This is a genomic window from Streptomyces sp. NPDC048734, assembly GCF_043198675.1.
In the GTDB taxonomy this organism is placed as follows: Bacteria; Actinomycetota; Actinomycetes; order Streptomycetales; family Streptomycetaceae; genus Streptomyces.
On sequence record NZ_JBICUZ010000002.1, the window covers coordinates 53,240 to 71,558 of the forward strand.

The 18,319-nt window shown below is 70.8% G+C and carries 10 protein-coding genes, 1 tRNA gene and 1 pseudogene; 1 reads left to right on the plus strand and 11 read right to left on the minus strand.

The features are described from left to right. Positions 1-114: 114 nt before the first annotated feature. The 9 genes and pseudogenes from ACGFQC_RS05480 to ACGFQC_RS05520 form a co-directional block, all read right to left on the minus strand. Entirely contained in the window at positions 115-1,269 is a 1,155-nt protein-coding gene (locus ACGFQC_RS05480) for an LCP family protein (protein WP_363090957.1), read from the minus strand. Between the two features lie 159 nt (positions 1,270-1,428). Next, positions 1,429-3,174: a trypsin-like serine protease gene (locus ACGFQC_RS05485; protein ID WP_363090958.1), complete on the minus strand. Its 1,746-nt coding sequence runs from the start codon at positions 3,172-3,174 to the stop codon at positions 1,429-1,431. A 183-nt stretch (positions 3,175-3,357) separates the two neighbouring features. After that, the gene (gene rho / locus ACGFQC_RS05490) at positions 3,358-5,385 is read right to left on the minus strand and encodes a transcription termination factor Rho (protein WP_363090959.1); all 2,028 of its coding nucleotides are present in this window, start codon (positions 5,383-5,385) and stop codon (positions 3,358-3,360) included. Between the two features lie 405 nt (positions 5,386-5,790). Continuing rightward, positions 5,791-6,720 (minus strand): homoserine kinase, encoded by a 930-nt coding sequence (gene thrB / locus ACGFQC_RS05495; RefSeq protein ID WP_363090960.1) that lies wholly within the window; start codon positions 6,718-6,720, stop codon positions 5,791-5,793. 354 nt (positions 6,721-7,074) lie between these two features. After that, a complete protein-coding gene (gene thrC, locus ACGFQC_RS05500; RefSeq protein WP_363090961.1) occupies positions 7,075-8,133 on the minus strand; it encodes a threonine synthase in 1,059 nt (352 codons plus the stop codon). A gap of 6 nt (positions 8,134-8,139) precedes the next feature. Next, positions 8,140-9,432 (minus strand): homoserine dehydrogenase, encoded by a 1,293-nt coding sequence (locus ACGFQC_RS05505; protein ID WP_363090962.1) that lies wholly within the window; start codon positions 9,430-9,432, stop codon positions 8,140-8,142. A gap of 143 nt (positions 9,433-9,575) precedes the next feature. After that, positions 9,576-10,967 carry a diaminopimelate decarboxylase gene (gene lysA / locus ACGFQC_RS05510; protein ID WP_363090963.1) on the minus strand — a complete coding sequence of 464 codons (1,392 nt, stop codon included), beginning with the start codon at positions 10,965-10,967 and terminating at the stop codon, positions 9,576-9,578. Between the two features lie 15 nt (positions 10,968-10,982). Beyond that, the gene (gene nrtL / locus ACGFQC_RS05515; RefSeq protein WP_363090964.1) at positions 10,983-12,056 is read right to left on the minus strand and encodes an ArgS-related anticodon-binding protein NrtL; all 1,074 of its coding nucleotides are present in this window, start codon (positions 12,054-12,056) and stop codon (positions 10,983-10,985) included. Positions 12,057-12,583: 527 nt separating this feature from the next. Next, positions 12,584-13,075, minus strand: a pseudogene (locus ACGFQC_RS05520) (response regulator); the annotation flags it as partial. 106 nt (positions 13,076-13,181) lie between these two features. Between ACGFQC_RS05520 and ACGFQC_RS05525 the strand changes: the two are divergent. Beyond that, positions 13,182-13,253, plus strand: a tRNA-Arg gene (locus ACGFQC_RS05525). Between the two features lie 192 nt (positions 13,254-13,445). Here ACGFQC_RS05525 and ACGFQC_RS05530 read toward each other — a convergent pair. Together ACGFQC_RS05530 and ACGFQC_RS05535 are read right to left on the minus strand one after the other, a co-directional pair. After that, a complete protein-coding gene (locus ACGFQC_RS05530) occupies positions 13,446-16,043 on the minus strand; it encodes a SpoIIE family protein phosphatase (protein WP_363090965.1) in 2,598 nt (865 codons plus the stop codon). Between the two features lie 367 nt (positions 16,044-16,410). Then, the gene (locus ACGFQC_RS05535) at positions 16,411-18,252 is read right to left on the minus strand and encodes a peptidase domain-containing ABC transporter (RefSeq protein ID WP_363090966.1); all 1,842 of its coding nucleotides are present in this window, start codon (positions 18,250-18,252) and stop codon (positions 16,411-16,413) included. Positions 18,253-18,319 lie beyond the last annotated feature (67 nt).

Genomic DNA, 18,319 nt, shown 5'->3' on the forward strand with positions numbered 1-18,319 from the left:
GGTCGGGGCGGCGAACGGTCAGGACATTGGGCAGTCGGGGCCGCGAACGGTCAGGCCCCCGGACGGTCAGGACATCGGGAGGTCAGGACATCGAGCGGTATGGACATCGGGTGGTCAGGACGAGGACACGACGCCCGCGGCCTCGCCCGTGGCGTTGCCCTCGGTGGCGGACTCCGGGATCGGGAGGTCCTTCTTGAGGGCCGTCCAGACCTGCTGGGCCTTCGCCTTCTCGACGATGACGCGGTTGGGGTCCGCGGGGTCGTACCGCACCGGCATCGTGACCATGGTCATGTCGTCCGCGCCGATGCCCTTGAGGCCGCCGGCGAAGGACATCAGGGAGTTCAGGGAGCCGAGGTCGGAGTCGGTGGTGACGGCCTTGGTGGCGGTGTCGGCGAGGGCGTACAGCTTCGTGCCGCTGGTCAGGAGGCCGATGTCCTCGACCTGGTCGACCAGGGCCTTGACGAAGGCCTGCTGGAGCTGGATGCGGCCGAGGTCGGAGCCGTCGCCGACGCCGTGCCGGGTGCGGACCAGGCCGAGGGCCTGTTCGCCGTCGAGGGTGTGCGTGCCGGCCTTCAGGTCCAGGTGGCTGTCGGGGTCCTCGATGTCCTTGGTGGTGGTGATGTCGACCCCGCCCAGCTCGTCGATCAGCTTCTCGAAGCCGGAGAAGTCGACCTCCAGGTAGTGGTCCATCCGGATGCCGGTGATCGCCTCGACGGTCTTGACCGCGCAGGCCGCGCCGCCCGTGGTGTACGCCGAGTTGAACATCACGCCGGTCGCGGCGTCGTGGGTGCCGCCCTCGGTGTCGGTGCACGCGGGGCGGTCGACGATGGTGTCGCGCGGGAAGGAGACCACGCTCGCCTTCTCGTGGCCCTCGTACACGTGGACGATCATCGCCGTGTCGGAGCGGGCGCTGCCGTCGTCGGCGCCGCCGCCGAGCTTCTTGTTGGCGCCGGAGCGGGTGTCCGAGCCGAGGACGAGGATGTTCTGCGAACCGTTGTCGGCCTTCGTGGGCCGGTCGGCGCCGAGGGCGTGGTCGATGTCGAGGCTCTCGATGTTGCCGTTGAGCTTGACGTACACGTACCCGAGGCCGGTGCCGCCGAGGACGACGACTCCCGCCGCGGTCCACGCCGCGATCAGCAGGCCTCTGCGCCGGGCGCGGGTCCTGCGGCGCGGGCCGCCGGCCGGCTGCCGCGGGCCACTGGCGCCGGACCCGTCCGGTGCGCCGGACTCCCCCGGTATGCCGGGCTCCGGTGTGCTGTCGGCGGACATGTGCTCCTCACGTCTCGTGTCGTCCTCACCATCGTCCTCCGCCACGTCGGACGGAGAAACTCGGCGCGGGGTGGCGCGACGCCCTGTGCCCGGCCTGCGGGGAGGCCGGGCACAGGGCGTCACCGGGTGAGCGGGGAAGCACCCCGTTCACCCGCGGTGTCAGCCGAGGATGTCGTACTGCTTGAAGGTCGTCCCGAGCGAGAGCCGTGCGGAGAAGATCACGCTCCCGGTGCTTCCGTTGCCCCGGTACAGGTAGAGCGTGCCGGCGGGGGTGCGGGCCAGGAGGTCGGCCCTGCCGTCCCCGTTGACGTCACCGACGGTGGCGAAGGCGTTGTAGGTGGTGTTGCTCCAGGTGGCGACCTTGAGCCCGGCCATGAAGGCGGTCGAGCTCAGCACGCCGCGGCCCCGGTAGAGGTACACGGCACCGCTCGTCTTGTTGCGGGCCAGGAGGTCGGCCCTGCCGTCGCCGTTGAAGTCGCCGTGGCCGCGCACGACGTTGAAGTTGTTCCAGCCCGAGCCGGCCTTCACCCGCGTGCCGAAGCTGCCGGTGCCCTTGCCCGGGTAGATCCACAGTGCGCCGGCCGAGTCGACGGAGACCAGGTCGGGCAGGTCGTCCCCGGTGACGTCGCCGGGGGCGACGATGCTCAGGCGGGTCTTCCAGTTGTCGCCGATCAGCTTGTCCGCCCAGGTCCCGCTGGAGGGCACGAAGTGCTTCCAGAACACGTCGCCGTCGGACGTGCGGCGCACGATCAGGTCCTGGTAACCGTCCCGGTCGAGATCGGTCTGGAGGACGACGTTGACCCCGCTCCAGTTGCCCCAGGACTCGCGCGCGGCGAGCGTGGTGCCCTTGGAGTCGAGCTCGTATCCGGTCTGGGTGGAGGCGTTGCGCACCCACAGGTCCGCGTAGTGGTCACCGCTGATGTTGGTGTCGTCGATCCGCGGGTGGACGGTGCCGACGTACGAGGTGACCTTGCTGAAGACGCTGTACGCGCCGCTCGCCACGCAGTCCTTCACGCCCCAGGAGACGACGCCCACGATCCGGCCGCCGTAGACCAGCGGACCGCCGGAGTCGCCGTTGCAGGCGGAGGTGGTGCCCGCGTCGCTGCCGGTGGCGGGGGTGCCCGCGCAGACCATGTGGCCCTTGACGAAGTCGGCGCCGTAGGCGTCCGCGCAGGTGGCGTCGGACTGGATCGGCAGCGTGGCCGTCTTCAGGGTGTCGGAGATGTCCTGGCTGGTGGAGGTGGTGCGGCCCCAGCCGTAGACCTTGGCCTTGGTCCCGGGCACGTACGACCCGGTGTTCCCGGCCGTGATCATCTTGATCGGCGTGGCCCTGACCGGGTTCGGCAGGGTCAGTACGGCGATGTCGTTGTCGATCGTCGTCGCGTTGTACGACCCGTGGTTCCACTGGCGCCAGACGCCGCTGACGGTGCCGCCGTGCAGGTCGTCGCCGGTCGCCAGCTGCGAGGTGCCGGTGACGATCGCGCCGTGCGCCTTCCAGTCGTAGCCCTTGACGCAGTGCGCGGCGGTGAGGATCTTCGTCGGCGCCACGACCGCTCCGCCGCAGAAGAAGCCGATGTCGTCGCTCGTGGTGTCGGTGCCGCGGTCGTCGCCGTACCAGAGCTGAGCCATCCACGGTGCCGTGGTGATGGTCGTCGTGGTGCCGCCGATGATCTTCGGGTCGATCGTGGTGGTGCCCGTGCTCGCGCTCTGCGACGTGTTCGTGGTCCGGCCCGCGGTGTCGTCACCGGCGAGCGCGATGTCGAGCCGCTTCTGCAGCTCCTTCGCCGACGGCACGGTGATGCCGGGCGTCGGCGGCGCCTCCGTGGCCGAGGCCGAGGAGGTCAGCAGCGTACCGGCGACCGCCGCGGCCAGGCCGGCCGCGGCCACCGGCAGAACGATCCGCATCCGACGTCTGTGACGCCCGCCCCCGGACGTGGGTGTACCCACTCAAGTCCCCCCTAGGGATATGAAGTTCACGGTCGAAAGAATGACCGAAGGCGGCGATCGTACCTTGTCCCTGAACAGCGAAAAGGGCCGCCCCCGGGAAGGGGGCGGCCCTCTTGTGGAGGAACGCGGCGAAGAAACGCGTCAGTCGTTGTTGCCCGGCGCCGGCGTCGTCTTCTGGATCTGCATCAGGAACTCGGCGTTCGACTTCGTCTGCTTCATCTTGTCGAGAAGCAGCTCGACCGCCTGCTGCTGGTCGAGGGCGTGCAGCACCCGGCGCAGCTTCCAGACGATGCCGAGCTCGTCGGGGGCGAGCAGGATCTCTTCCTTACGGGTGCCGGACGCGTCCACGTCCACCGCCGGGAAGATCCGCTTGTCGGCGAGCTTCCGGTCGAGCTTGAGCTCCATGTTGCCGGTGCCCTTGAACTCCTCGAAGATCACCTCGTCCATGCGGGACCCGGTGTCGACGAGCGCGGTCGCCAGGATGGTGAGCGAGCCGCCGTCCTCGATGTTGCGCGCGGCACCGAAGAAGCGCTTCGGCGGGTACAGCGCGGTCGAGTCGACACCACCGGACAGGATGCGGCCGGAGGCCGGGGCGGCGAGGTTGTACGCACGGCCCAGACGGGTGATCGAGTCGAGCAGGACGACGACGTCGTGGCCCAGTTCCACCAGGCGCTTGGCGCGCTCGATGGCCAGCTCGGCGACCGTGGTGTGGTCCTCGGCCGGACGGTCGAAGGTCGAGGAGATGACCTCGCCCTTGACCGACCGCTGCATGTCGGTGACCTCTTCGGGACGCTCGTCGACCAGGACGACCATCAGGTGGCACTCGGGGTTGTTGTGCGTGATCGCGTTGGCGATCGCCTGCATGATCATGGTCTTGCCGGTCTTCGGCGGGGCCACGATCAGACCGCGCTGGCCCTTGCCGATCGGCGACACGAGGTCGATGATGCGGGTCGTGAGGACGCCCGGGTCGGTCTCCAGACGGAGGCGGTCCTGCGGGTACAGCGGGGTGAGCTTGTTGAACTCCGGGCGGCCGCGGCCGTGTTCGGGCGCCATGCCGTTGACGGAGTCGAGACGCACGAGCGCGTTGAACTTCTCGCGCCGCTCGCCTTCCTTCGGCTGACGGACCGCGCCGGTGACGTGGTCGCCCTTGCGCAGGCCGTTCTTGCGGACCTGGGCGAGGGAGACGTACACGTCGTTCGGACCCGGCAGGTAGCCCGACGTGCGGATGAAGGCGTAGTTGTCGAGGATGTCCAGGATGCCCGCGACGGGGATCAGGACGTCGTCGTCGGCGACCTGCGGCTCGGCCGCGCCGATCTCGTCACGGCCACGGCGGCCACGGCGGTCCCGGTAACGCCCGCGACGGCCGCGACGGCCGCCCTCGAAGTCGTCGTCGTCCTGCGGCCCGTTGTCCCGCTGGCGGTCCTGGCGGTCCTGACGGTCCTGGCGGCCGCCGCCCTGCTGGCCCTGCTGCTGGCGCTGACCGCCCTGGCCCTGCTGGTCGTCGCCCTTGCCGCGGCGGTCGCGGTCACGGTCGCGGCCGCGCTCCCGGCGGTCGCGGCGCCGGCCCTCGGCACCGTCGGCGTCGCCCTGCGGCTGGGCCTGCTCGGTCTGCGTGGCGACCGCGGTGTCGGCCTTCGGGGCGCTCTTCGCCTCGGCCGTGACGGTCTCGGGGCTGCCCGCGTCGGCGGTGGCCCGGCGACGGCGGCGCTCGACGGGGGCGTCGTTGCCACCGGCCGGCTGGCCGGGGATCTCGATCTGCTGCTGGGCCACGGCCTTCTCGGCGGGGGCCTCGGCCGGGGCGGCGTCCGCCTTCTTCACGGCGGCGTCCTCGCCCGTGCGGGCCTTGGAGGTGGCACGGCGCTTGGGCTTGGTCTCGGTGGCGTCCCCGGCGGGGGCCTTCGCCGCGGAGGTGCCCCCTCCCCCAGAGGAGGTACCCCCGGCCTGCGCCTCCTTGATGACCTCGATCAGCTGGCTCTTGCGCATCCGCGCGGTGCCCCTGATGCCGAGGCCGGATGCGACCTGCTGCAACTCGGCCAGCACCATGCCCTCGAGGCCGGTACCGCGGCGCCGCCGGGAGCCGGCACCGGCAGCAGGCGCGGAGGCGTCCGTGGCGGGCGCGGCAGCGGTCTCCTCGACACGTGCGCCCATCAGATCGGTGGTGTCGCTCACGAAGGGTCCTTCCCTGGAGCGGACGTCGGCCTGTCTGGCTCGGCGACCGGTTGTGCTGTCCGGCTTCGGTCCTTGCTGTGGCGAAGCCGGGGCGGTGGTCCGCCAAAGCGGCGGAAGAGATTTCTGGTGATGGCGCTTCCTCGACGATCCGTGACACCCAGTGTCACGTGGCGTGGTCGCACCGATTCCGGAGCGTGCCCGTCGGACCGCTCAGCGTCGCTGCACGGCGTACTGCCCAGGTACGACGTACGGAACGCAGTGCGGCTTGGGGAGCTCCCGGAAGAATGTCTGTCCCGGAGGGGGACATGAAGCACCTCGCCATGGTGAGGTCGGGTGCAGACTTGAGGTTAACACTACCGGATCCAACAAACATTCCCCCTCTCGAAATCCGGCAACCGTGTGCTTTCACAAGTCGCCGGAGGGCGCGAGCGGCAGCACGCTCGCTCCCTTCAGGTCCAGGCTCAGCCGGTTGGCGGCCCATTCCGCGCCCGCCAGCCGCTCGACCTTGTCGGCCGACTCCGCGTCGGCCAGGGCCATCACGGTCGGCCCGGCGCCGGAGATCACCGCGGGGACCCCGTCGGCGCGCAGCCGCTCCACCAGTGCGGCGCTCTCCGGCATGGCGGGGGCGCGGTACTCCTGGTGGAGACGGTCCTCGGTGGCGGGCAGCAGCAGCTCGGGGCGCCTGGTCAGGGCCTCGACGAGCAGGGCGGCACGGCCCGCGTTGGCGGCGGCGTCGACGTGCGGCACGGTGCGCGGGAGCAGTCCGCGCGCGGTCTCGGTCAGGACCGGCTTCCCGGGCACGAAAACCACCGGAACGATGGAATCCGAGGGCTCCATCCTGATCGCCCGCGCGGCGCCGGCCTCCATCCAGGAGAGCGTGAACCCGCCGAGCAGGCAGGCCGCGACGTTGTCGGGGTGCCCCTCGATCTCGGTCGCCAGCTCCAGCAGGGCGGCGTCGTCGAGGCGGGCCTCGCCGCCTATGGTCACCGCGCGGGCGGCGACGATCCCGGCGCAGATGGCGGCGGAGGAGGAGCCGAGGCCGCGGCCGTGCGGAATGCGGTTGGCGCAGACGATCTCGAGGCCGCGGGGCTGGCCGCCCAGGACGTCGAAGGCGGTGCGCAGGGAGCGGACGAGAAGGTGCTTCTCGTCGCGCGGCAGCGTCTGGCTGCCCTCACCCGCGATGTCGATGTGCAGCCCTGAGTCGGCCACCCGGACGACGACGTCGTCGTAGAGCCCCAGCGCGAGGCCCAGGGCGTCGAAGCCCGGACCGAGATTGGCGCTGGTGGCGGGGACGCGCACCCGGACGGCGGCGGCGCGGAACGCTGGACCGGCCATCGCTCGTTGACTCTCCTTGAGCTGCGTGACGGTCGAATGACTTCGACTGGATCCGTTTGGCTTCGATTGACTTCGATGACGTACGAAGACCCTCGGGCCGCTGATGACGGCGCGGCACCGGTGCCCGCGCGAGATGCGGAGGCATATGCGGTAGGCGGGTTCGGTACAGCCTATCGAAGGAAGGTTCTGTGGCGACATAGGGCGCACAGGAGGCGCACGATGCGTGTCGCAAGCCCCCCGTGCACCCTCGCCAGGGAAAGTCCTCCGTGGAGGAACTTCCCCAGGTGAGGCCCTTCATGCCTGCGCGGGGGCGCCCGCGTCTCCGGGTGGCGCCCCCGCTCCCCGCGGGGTCGTTCAGGCGAGCCCGAGGCGCTCGGCCGCGGTCACCGCGTCGACGGGGACGGTCACCGGCTGCGGAGCGCCGGCCACGGCCCAGTCGGGGTCCTTCAGACCGTTGCCCGTGACGGTGCACACGATCGTCTGGCCCGGGTCGACCTTGCCCTGCTCGGCGGCCTTCAGCAGGCCGGCCACCGACGCGGCGGACGCGGGCTCCACGAAGACGCCCTCCTGCGCGGCCAACAGCCGGTAGGCACGAAGGATCTCACGGTCCGTCACCTCGTCGATGAGACCGCCGGACTCGTCCCGCGCCGCGAGCGCGTACTGCCAGGACGCGGGGTTGCCGATGCGGATCGCGGTGGCGATGGTCGACGGGTCCTTCACGACCTCGCCCCGCACGATCGGCGCACTGCCGGAGGCCTGGAAACCCCACATGCGCGGGGTGCGCCCGGCGATCCTGTCGGCGGCGTACTCCTTGTACCCCTTCCAGTACGCCGTGATGTTGCCCGCGTTGCCGACCGGCAGGACGTGGATGTCGGGGGCGTTCCCGAGCATGTCCACGATCTCGAAGGCAGCCGTCTTCTGCCCCTCGATACGCACCGGGTTCACCGAATTGACCAGCGCCACCGGGTAGTTGTCGCTCAGCGAGCGGGCCAGCGTGAGGCAGTCGTCGAAGTTGCCGTCGACCTGGAGGATCTTCGCGCCGTGGACGAGGGCCTGCCCCATCTTGCCGAGCGCGATCTTGCCCTGGGGGACGAGGACGGCCGAGACCATGCCGGCTCGCACGGCGTACGCGGCGGCGCTCGCCGACGTGTTGCCGGTGGAGGCGCAGATGACCGCCTTCGCGCCCTCCTCCTTGGCCCGGGTGATCGCCATGGTCATCCCGCGGTCCTTGAAGGAGCCGGTGGGGTTCGCGCCCTCGACCTTGAGGTGGACCTCGCAGCCGGTGCGCTCGGAGAGCACCTGCGCGGGCACGAGGGGCGTGCCGCCCTCACGGAGCGTCACGACCTGCGTGCTGTCGGAAACCGGCAGCCGGTCCCGGTACTCCTCGATGATTCCGCGCCACTGGTGGGTCATTGCTGGTTACTCTCCTTCAACCCGCATGATGCTGGCGACACCCCGCACGGTGTCGAGCTTGCGCAGCGCCTCGACGGTCCCGGTGAGGGAGGCGTCGGACGCGCGGTGGGTGACGACGACGAGGGAGGCCTCGCCGTCCTTACCCTGCTGCCGCACCGTATCGATGGACACCCCGTGCTCCGCGAACACGGTGGCGACCTGTGCCAGGACGCCCGGTTTGTCGGCGACGTCGAGGCTGATGTGGTACCGGGTGACGACGTCACCCATCGGCGACACCGGCAGGGCGGCGTACGCCGACTCGCCGGGCCCCGTCGCCCCGCTGAGCCGGTTGCGGCACACGGCGACGAGGTCGCCGAGCACGGCGGAGGCGGTGGGAGCACCGCCGGCGCCGGGGCCGTAGAACATGAGCTGACCGGCCGCGTCCGACTCGACGAACACGGCGTTGTAGGCGCCGCGCACGGAGGAGAGCGGGTGGGTCAGCGGAATCATGGCGGGGTGCACGCGCGCGGTGACGGATCCCCCGTCGGCGGCCCGCTCGCAGATGGCGAGCAGCTTGATGGTGCAGCCCATCTCCTTGGCGGAGGCGAAGTCGGCGGCGGTCACCTCGGCCATGCCCTCGCGGTAGACGTCGTCGAGGTGCACGCGCGTGTGGAAGGCGATCCCGGCGAGGATGGCGGCCTTGGCGGCGGCGTCGAAGCCCTCGACGTCGGCGGTGGGGTCGGCCTCGGCGTACCCGAGGGCGGTGGCCTCGTCGAGGGCCTCCTGGTAGCCGGCCCCGGTGGAGTCCATCTTGTCGAGGATGAAGTTGGTCGTCCCGTTGACGATGCCCATGACGCGGTTGATCTTGTCGCCGGCGAGCGACTCGCGCAGCGGGCGGATCAGCGGGATGGCGCCGGCGACGGCGGCCTCGTAGTAGAGGTCCCTGCCGTGTTCGCCGGCGGCGGCGTGCAGGGCGGCGCCGTCCTGGGCGAGCAGCGCCTTGTTGGCGGAGACGACGGACGCGCCGTGCTCGAAGGCGGTGGTGATGAGGGTGCGGGCGGGCTCGATCCCGCCGATGACCTCGACGACGACGTCGATGTCGCCCCGTTTGACCAGCGCGGTGGCGTCGGTGGTGACGAGCGCCGGATCGATTCCCTCGCGCACCCTGGAGGGCCGCCGCACGGCCACTCCGGCCAGCTCCACCGGGGCCCCGATCCTGGCGGCGAGGTCGTCGGCGTGCGTCGTCATGATGCGCGCCACCTCTGAGCCGACCACTCCACAGCCCAGCAGCGCCACCTTCAGCGGACGCGTACGCATCATCCGACCTCGTTTCCTCATACCGTCTACGGTTGCTCCAGTCTCACTCACCGGACCGGGGTTTCTGCCCCTGGTCCGGATCGTGAGACATGTATTTCATTTTCACGGGGTGACAGACAGGAGATCTTCCACCCGTCGGCCTGCGCCTATCCGACGTCGAGCCGCAGGAGGTCCTCCTCCGTCTCGCGCCGGACGATGACGCGGGCCTCGCCCTCGCGCACGGCGACGACCGGCGGCCGCAGCACGTGGTTGTAGTTGCTGGCCATGGACCGGCAGTACGCCCCCGTGGCGGGGACGGCGATCAGGTCACCCGGTGCCAGGTCGGCCGGCAGGAACGCGTCCTTGACCACGATGTCCCCGCTCTCGCAGTGCTTGCCCACGACGCGCGCGAGCATCGGGGCGGCGTCGGAGGAGCGGGAGACGAGCGCCACGCTGTACTCGGCGTCGTACAGGGCGGTGCGGATGTTGTCGGACATGCCGCCGTCGACGGAGACGTAGGTGCGCAGCCCGTCGAGCGGCTTGACGGTGCCGACCTCGTACAGCGTGAAGGCGGTGGGCCCCACGATGGCACGGCCGGGCTCGACGGAGATGCGGGGCGTGCGGAGCCCGGCGGACTCGCACTCGCGGGTGACGATCTCCGTCAGCGCCTTGGCGATCTCGTGCGGCTCGCGGGGGTCGTCGTCGCTGGTGTAGGCGATGCCGAGCCCGCCGCCGAGGTCGATCTCGGGCAGCTCGACGCCGTGCTCGTCACGGACGTCCTTGAGCAGTCCGACGACCCGGTGGGCGGCCACCTCGAAGCCGGACATGTCGAAGATCTGCGACCCGATGTGCGAGTGGATCCCGATCAGCTCCAGCCCGTCGAGCTTCAGCGCGCGCCGTACGGCCTCGGCGGCCTGCCCCCCGGCGAGCGGGATCCCGAACTTCTGGTCCTCGTGGGCGGTGGCGATGAACTCGTGCGTGTGCGCCTCGACGCCGACGGTGACGCGGATCTGCACGGGCTGCCGCCTGCCGAGCGACTGGGCGATGTGCGCGACGCGGACGATCTCCTGGAAGGAGTCGAGGACGATCCGCCCGACACCGGCCCGGACGGCCCGCTCGATCTCCTGCGTCGACTTGTTGTTGCCGTGGAAGGCGATGCGGTCGGCGGGCATGCCGGCGGAGAGCGCGGTGGCCAGCTCGCCGCCGGAGCAGACGTCGAGGTTGATCCCCTCCTCGTGCAGCCACCGCACGACGGCGCGCGACAGGAACGCCTTCCCGGCGTAGAAGACGTCGGCGTCGGTGCCGAAGGCGGTGCGCCAGGCACGGGCCCGGTCCCGGAAGTCGGCCTCGTCGAGGACGTAGGCCGGGGTGCCGTACTCCTCGGCGAGCGTCTTCACGTCGATCCCGCCGACGGTGACGACCCCGAGGGCGTCACGGGTGACGGTGTGCGACCACACCTTGGGGTCGAGGGAGTTGAGGTCGGCGGGCGGCGCCGAATAGTGCCCCTCCGGCAGGACGTCGGCGTGACGGGGCCCGGCGGGGTGTGCGGAACGGCTCATCTTGGGCGTGCTCTCTCAGAGGTGGTCGGGTGCGTCGATGCCGAGCAGGGACAGGCCACCGGCCAGCACCGTCCCGGCGGCTTCGGCGAGGGCGAGCCGGGCGCGGTGGGCGGCCGAGGGTTTCTCGTCCCCACGGGGCAGCACGGCGGGCAGGTGGGCGAGGGTCACGTCGGCGAGGGCCAGGAGGTGCCGGCTGAGCCGGGAGGGGGCGGCAAGGCCGTCGGGGTGCGGGAACCTGCCTGCGGTGGCGATGACGCGGGGGTGGTCGGCGAGCAGCGCCACGAGGTCGGGGGTGCCCGGGGCATCCGGAGTGCCCGGGGCGCCCGGTGCGTCCGGAGTGCCCGGGGTGCCCGAAGTCTTCGCGTCCGCTGCCGCCGGGGCCGTCCCGGGCCGGACGGCGGAGTCGAATCCGAGGTCGGCGGCGTTGCGGGCGACGGCGCGGGTGCGGGCGTGGGCGTAACGGATCCGGAAGAGGGGGTTGCTCTCGCGCTGGACCAGATGGTCGGCGGTGATGCGGGGCCGGTCGTGCGGGGCGGGATGGAGCAGGGCCCAGCGGGCGGCGTCCGGCCCGAGCGGAGCGGGGTCCTCCGGCGCCGGCACGGGCCGCAGGTTCACCCCGTCGCCGTGCGCGATCTCGACGCGCCCGCCCTGTGAGCCGACCATGCGCGCGAGCACGTCGGCCACCACCTCGGCACGGACCTCGTACGGCACGCGCAACACGAACACCTGACCGGCGAGGACGTCGGTACGGCCGTACCCCGGCCCCTCGTCGAGGATCCGCCGGACCAGCGCGGCGGACGTGACGGCCCGGTCGAGGCTGATGTTGAGGAACCCCGGCCCGGTGATCGCGACGTCGGTGACACCGGTTTCGCGCACGAGGTACGGCCGGAGCAGCGCGGCGACCCGCAACGGGGGTTGCCCGGCGGGGCGGGCCAGCTGGAGGGCGACGTTGGTGGCGTAGTCCCCGCACCCTCCCGCCCCGGGCGGCCCGACCACCACCCGCGAGGGAACGACCACGCTCAGCGCCCCGTCGTCGACGGCGCACCGCACTGCGTGCAGCACGGTGCGGGACAGCTCGACGGGGGTCACGGGACAAGCGTAGGGGAGGAGGGGGGTGGGTACGCGAGCCGGTTTGGGGGTGTCCGGGATGTGGACGGGACGGGGGCGGGAGAAGGTGCCCCGGGAGGAGGGAGGTGAGGAGGTGGGGAGGTGCCCCGGGAGGGGAGGCAGCCAGTGGTTCATTCGGCGACGGGCTCGACCAGGGGGGTGGGGGTAGGGGTGGAGCTGGGGGTGAAGGTGGGGTCGGGGCCGTGGAGGGGACTGTGGCTGGGCGGGGGTCCGCCGAGGTGCCCCTGCCCCTGCCCGTGGCCCTGTCCGTAGCCCTGTCCGTGCCGCTGCCCCTGCATGTGTCCGTTACGCATACCGACGCCACCGTCCCCGCCCCCGCCGTCACCCGCGCCCTCATCTTCGCCTTCACTGCCGGGGGCGAGGTCATGGCTCAGGGTGCGGGCGGGCCCGGAGCCGCGGCCGCGGGCAGGACCGGGATCCGTACCGCGACAGACTCCGGAAGCCGCGTCGAAGGTGAGACCGGGGGCCGTACCGCGAGAGGTGTCGAGCCCGGGTCCCCCGTCGGCGTCGGCCGGACCGCCAGGAGCGTCACCACCACTCCCCTCCCCCCGTTTCCCCTCGATGAGCCGGCGCACGAGGCTGACGAGATCGGCGGGATCGAAGGGCTTGGAGAGGAAGGCGTCGACGCCCGCCTCGAGGCCGGCTTCGACCTCGTACTGCGTACAGGCGCTGATGATGGCGAGGGGAAGGCCGTGGGTGCGCGGGTCGGCGCGGAGCCGCGCGGCGGTGCGAAGGCCGTCCAGCCGGGGCATGACGACATCGAGGGTCACGAGGTCGGGCCGCACCTGATGCACGACTTCCAGACACTCGGCACCATCGGACGCGGTCACGACCTCGAGGCCCTCCAGCTCGAGATTGACCCTGATCAGCTGCCGGATGACCTTGTTGTCGTCGACAACAAGCACCCTGCCCGAAGCGCCTGACACAACTCGAGAGTAGGTCGGGCCCGGCCATCGCGTCCGGGTTTTCCCCACTTCCACCCCCTCCGCGGGACCCGCCCCGCCTCCGCCCCGACAAACCCGTTCCTGATCACCCCGAGGGAGCTGGTAGTGTTCTGTCCGTCGCCGCGAGCAACGCGACCGACACGCCCCCGTAGCTCAGGGGATAGAGCAACGGCCTCCGGAGCCGTGTGCGCAGGTTCGAATCCTGCCGGGGGCACCTTGCATGAGGTGCCCAAAGACCCCGTCACCAGCGGAAACGCTGAGGCCGGGGTCTTGGCGTGTGCGTCCGTCGATGGGCCTGCTCCCGGCGGGCGTCGCAGCGGCGTCCGGAAGTTCCGGAAGTGCTGGAGACGCCATAGGCCCCGGGCGCGGAAGCGCATGGCGTCTCAGGGTTGAGGCGCATGGCGTCTCAGCGTTCCGGCAGCGCCTGTTCGGCCCAGATGACCTTGCCCTGGGGGTTGTACCGGGTCCCCCAGCGCTCGGTCAGCTGCGACACCAGGAACAGGCCCCGGCCGCCTTCGTCGGTCGTCGCGGCATACCGCAGGTGGGGCGAGGTGCTGCTGCCGTCGGCCACCTCGCAGATCAGCGTGCGGTCGTGGATCAGTCTCATGCGGATCGGCTCGCAGCCGTAGCGGACGGCGTTGGTGACGAGCTCGCTCAGCACCAGTTCCGTGCTGAAGCCCAGTTCGGACAGCCCCCACTCGTCGAGCTTGTCGGTCGCCGCGGCGCGTACCCCGGCGACGGCGGCCGGGTCGGGCGGTACGTCCCACTCGGCGATCCGTTCCGGCGGCAGCGCATGGGTGCGGGCGATGAGCAGGGCCACGTCGTCCTTGGGGCGTTCGGGCAGCAGCGATCCCAGCACGGCCCGGCAGCTCTCCTCCGGCGCCCGCTCGGGTTGGCCCGCCAGGGCTTTGCGCAGGAGTTCCATTCCCTCGTCGAGGTCGCGGGTCCGGTCCTCGATGAGGCCGTCGGTGTAGAGGACGAGCTGGGAGCCTTCGGCGATGTCCAGCTCGGCGGCCTGGAAGGGCATGCCGCCGAGACCCAGTGGCGGACCCGGCGGCAGGTCGACGAAGGTGACGTCTCCGTCAGGGCGGACCAGCGCGGGAGCCAGGTGTCCCGCGCGTGCCATGGTGCAGCGGCGCGTCGTGGGGTCGTAGATCGCGTACAGGCAGGTGGCGCCCACGACGGCGGCGGGGCTGTCCGTGCACGCCTCGTCCTGGTCGATGCGCCCGACCAGGTCGTCCAGATGACTCAGCAGTTCGTCGGGCGGCAGGTCGAGCGTGGAGAAGTTGTGCACCGCGGTCCGCAGCCGCCCCATGGTCGCGGCGGCGTGCAGGCCGTGGCCGACCACGTCACCGACGACCAGCGCCACGCGGCTGCCCGGCAGGGGGATCACATCGAACCAGTCCCCGCTCACCCCCGACTGGGCCGGGAGGTACCGGTGGGCGACGTCGAGGGCGCTCTGCTCGGGCAGGCCTCGCGGCAGCAGGCTGCGCTGGAGGGTGACCGCCAGGGCGTGCTCGCGCGTGTACCGGCGGGCGTTGTCGATGCTGACCGCTGCACGAGCCACCAGTTCCTCCGCCAGTGAGAGTTCCTCCCGGTCGAAGGGGTCGTGCTCCTCGGAGCGCCAGAAGTTGACCGTGCCCAGTACGACACCGCGGGCCTGGATCGGAGCCGCTATGAGCGAATGGATGCCGTAGTCCACTATCCGTTCGGTGCGTTCCGGGTCCTGCAGATGCCAGTCCGTCGCGGTGGACAGGTCGGCCACCAGTTCCGAGCGGCCGGTGCCGTAGCCGCGTGCCTGGGGCGTGGAGGGCAGGAAGTCGATCAGTCGGCCCTTCTCGTAGAGCGGATGGTCGTCGCGGATGCCGCATACGGCGACGCGTCTCATTCCCTTTGCCGTGGTCGCCGGTTCCTCGCCGTGCAGTACGGCGTCGGCCAGGTCCACGGTGACGAAGTCGGCGAAGCGGGGGACGGCGATCCGGGCGAGTTCGTCGGCCGTTCGGACGACGTCCAGGGTGGTGCCGATGCCCAGTCCGGCGTCGTAGAGCAGCTTCAGCCGCTCACCCGCTATTTCGGCCCTGCCTGACACGGCCCGCAGTTCCGTGGAGTCGCGCAGCGTCACAACGGTGCCCTTGGGGCCTCCGCCGCAGTCCGTGAGCCTCTGGTTGACCACCAGCAGTCGCGGTCCGGCCAGGTGCACCTCGTCATTGGCCTCGCGGCCGGAACTGAGCAACGACATCATTTCCGGTTCGAGGGCCGGCATCGCGGACACGTGCTGCCCCTCCGCCTCCGGGGGCAGTTCCAGGAGCCGCCTGGCCTCGTCGTTCGCCAGCAGCAGGCGCCCCTCGTCATTGACGATGAGCACCCCTTCGCGCACGGAGTGCAGCACCGCGTCGTGGTGCTCGTACATGCGGGACATCTCGTTCGGGGCCAGGCTGTGGGTCTGCCGTCGCAGCCGCCTGCTCACCAGCACCGTGGCGGCGGTGGCCGCTCCGAGCGCGCCCGCCCCGGCGGTCAGGATGATCGGTATCTGCCGCTCGACCAGACCGGTCACGTTCTTGACCTTCAGCCCGGCGGAGACGAGGGCCACCACTTGGCCCGGGGCGTTCCGGACGGGCACGGTCGCCTGGACTTCCTCGCCGAGGGGGCCGTCCACGCTTTCGGTATAGACCTTTCCCGCCAGCGACGGCTCGATCTCCCCCACGAACCGCTGCCCGATCCGGTCCGGCAGGGGATGGGTGTAGCGGATCCCTTCCGTGTCCATGACCACGATGAAGTCGACGCCCGCGGACTTGCGTCCGGCCTCGGTCAGCGGCTGCAGGACTTCCGAGGGATCGGGGGCCCGCAGTGCGGACAGCACCCCCGGGGAATGCGCGAAGGCCTGCGCGACGGCTATGGATCTCCGTCTGGCCTCGGCGTCGGTGTGCCGCTGTGACTGCAGGACGAGGGCGAGGACGGCGAATGCCACGAGCAGCACCACCAGTGTCACCTGCATGAGGAACATCTGGCCCGCGACGCTTCGCGTGTTCTTCCGCGCCAGTGACCATAGCCGCGACATGTGACCAAATCGGGCGAAACGGTCTTCCATCCGGTCTTTCTAGCACCGCTCACCCCTCTTAGTCACGGGCCTGCCTTCGCGCTCTCCGTGCCCACGGGTGATCGATCGCCTCTGTCGCCACAACAGTCACTGAAGCCGCACGCCGCCCCAGCAGCATCAACAGCCCCGCAGGCGCGCGTGCCGGAGGTGCGTCGGGATCATGGTCCGGCGGCGGTTCGGTCCTCTGGTCCGCTCGGCTTCGGGGGTGCGACGACACCTCGGGCCGTGGACGACACCTCGGGCCGTGGAGGAGGGGGACCGTCGGCCCTCGCCGTCAGGGGACACCGGGGCGGGGTCCTGCCTCCTCGCCCGTCTGGAGTTGCTGGTGTACGAGTCTCGCGTAGGGGCCGGCGCGGCGCAGCAGGTCGTGATGGCCGCCCCGCTCCACGATGGTTCCCCGGTCGAGCACCAGGATGGTGTCGGCATCGCGGATCGTGCTCAGGCGGTGCGCGACGATGACCTGGGTGCAGCCCAGGGTGCGCAGGTTCTCCGCGACTCTCCGCTCGGTCTCGACGTCCAGATGACTGGTGGCCTCGTCGAGCATGATGATCGCCGGTCTGTGCGCGATCGCCCGCGCGATGGCCAGCCGCTGCCGCTGCCCTCCGGACAGGGCGCTCCCGCCCCCGGAGACGAAGGTGTCGTACTGCATCGGCATGGCCATGATGTCGTCGTGTATCGCGGCCAGCTCGGCCGCCGCGACGACCCGCTCGCGCTTGATCGACGGGTTGCTGAGCGTGATGTTGGACAGGATCGTGCCGCTGAACAGGGCGCTGTCCTGCAGCACGACACCGAACTGGCGTCTCAGCTCCTGCCACTTGACGTCCCGCAGCGAGACGCCGTCGTAGAGGATGTCTCCCTGGGTGGGGACGTGGAGTCCGAGCAGCAGTTCGCCGAGTGTGCTCTTGCCCGAACCGGAGTGCCCGACGATCGCGATTCTCTCTCCGGGCCGTGCGGTCAGGTTGATGTCGTGCAGCACCTGGGGACCCGCCTGCGAATAGCGGAAACCGACCCCGTCCATCCGCAGGTGCCCCGACAGTCGTGGGGCCGGCCGGTGCGCCGACGGCGACTGCTCCGGCTCCGCCTCGGTCACGTCCCGTATGCGGTCGAGGTTGGCACTGACGAGTTGGAACTGCTGGGCGCTGTCCACGAGCGACGTGAGCGGCGCGAAGAAGGCGGCGGCCAGGGACAGGAGCGCCACCATCGTGCCCACGCTGATGGATCCGTCGAGTACCTGGGTGGCGCCCACCCACAACAACGCGAGCTGCCCGAAGAAGGGCAGGGACCCGAGTGTCGAGGCCACGGTGCCGGAGACGTAGTTGTGGCGCAGCGAGATGTTGAGGTGGTCGAAGAACAGGTTCGACCAGCGGTCGAACCCCTGTGCTTCGGCGCCGGCCGCTTTCAGCGTCCCGATGCCGACGATCGCTTCGCCCAGGTACCCCTGGGACTTTCCGAAGGCGGCCAGCTCACGCCCCGACAACCGGCCGATGGTGCCGTTGCTGAACATGAGGACCGTCGCTCCCAGCAGGCCGACGCCCGGCGTGAGCGCGCCGAACGGCGGGGACTGCCAGAAGAGGAGGAGCAGGTGGAACATCACCAGCCCGCTGTCCATGACGGCGGACAGCAGCTGGTTGCTCAGCAGTTCCCGCAGCATGGCGTTGCTGGCCGCCCGGGCGAGCAGATCGCCGGTGGACCGTTGCTGGAAGTACTTGTAGGGCAGTGCGAGGAGGTGCTCGACGAAGCCGAGCATCATGCCGACGTCGATACGCGCCCTCAGGTACACCAGCAGCCATTCGCGCAGCAGTGTCGCGACGGTCTGGGCGAGGAAGACCGCGACGATGCCGATCCCCAGGACCGGCATGACGTCGCGCATCCCGAAGGGCAGGACCTGGTCGATCACGACCGCGGTCAGGACCGGCAGGACGAGGCCGAGCAGGATCAGCAGGATCAGGGGGGTATCGCTGTTTCGCAGGGGAGGGACCCGTCTTCCGCGCGGAGCCCGCGCACCTTTTCCCGGAGGCGGTCGAGAGAGTGCCGGAGAATATTCGACAGGCCTTACTCCCGATCCAAAGCCTGTCAAGAGGTCCCCCTTCACCCCTGGCGGCGGTGGCTGGGGCATACCGCCCTCGGGTATTTCCCGAAGAGGGAGAACCCGGCATCGGGTGCCGGACGAGTGCGAGGGCCTC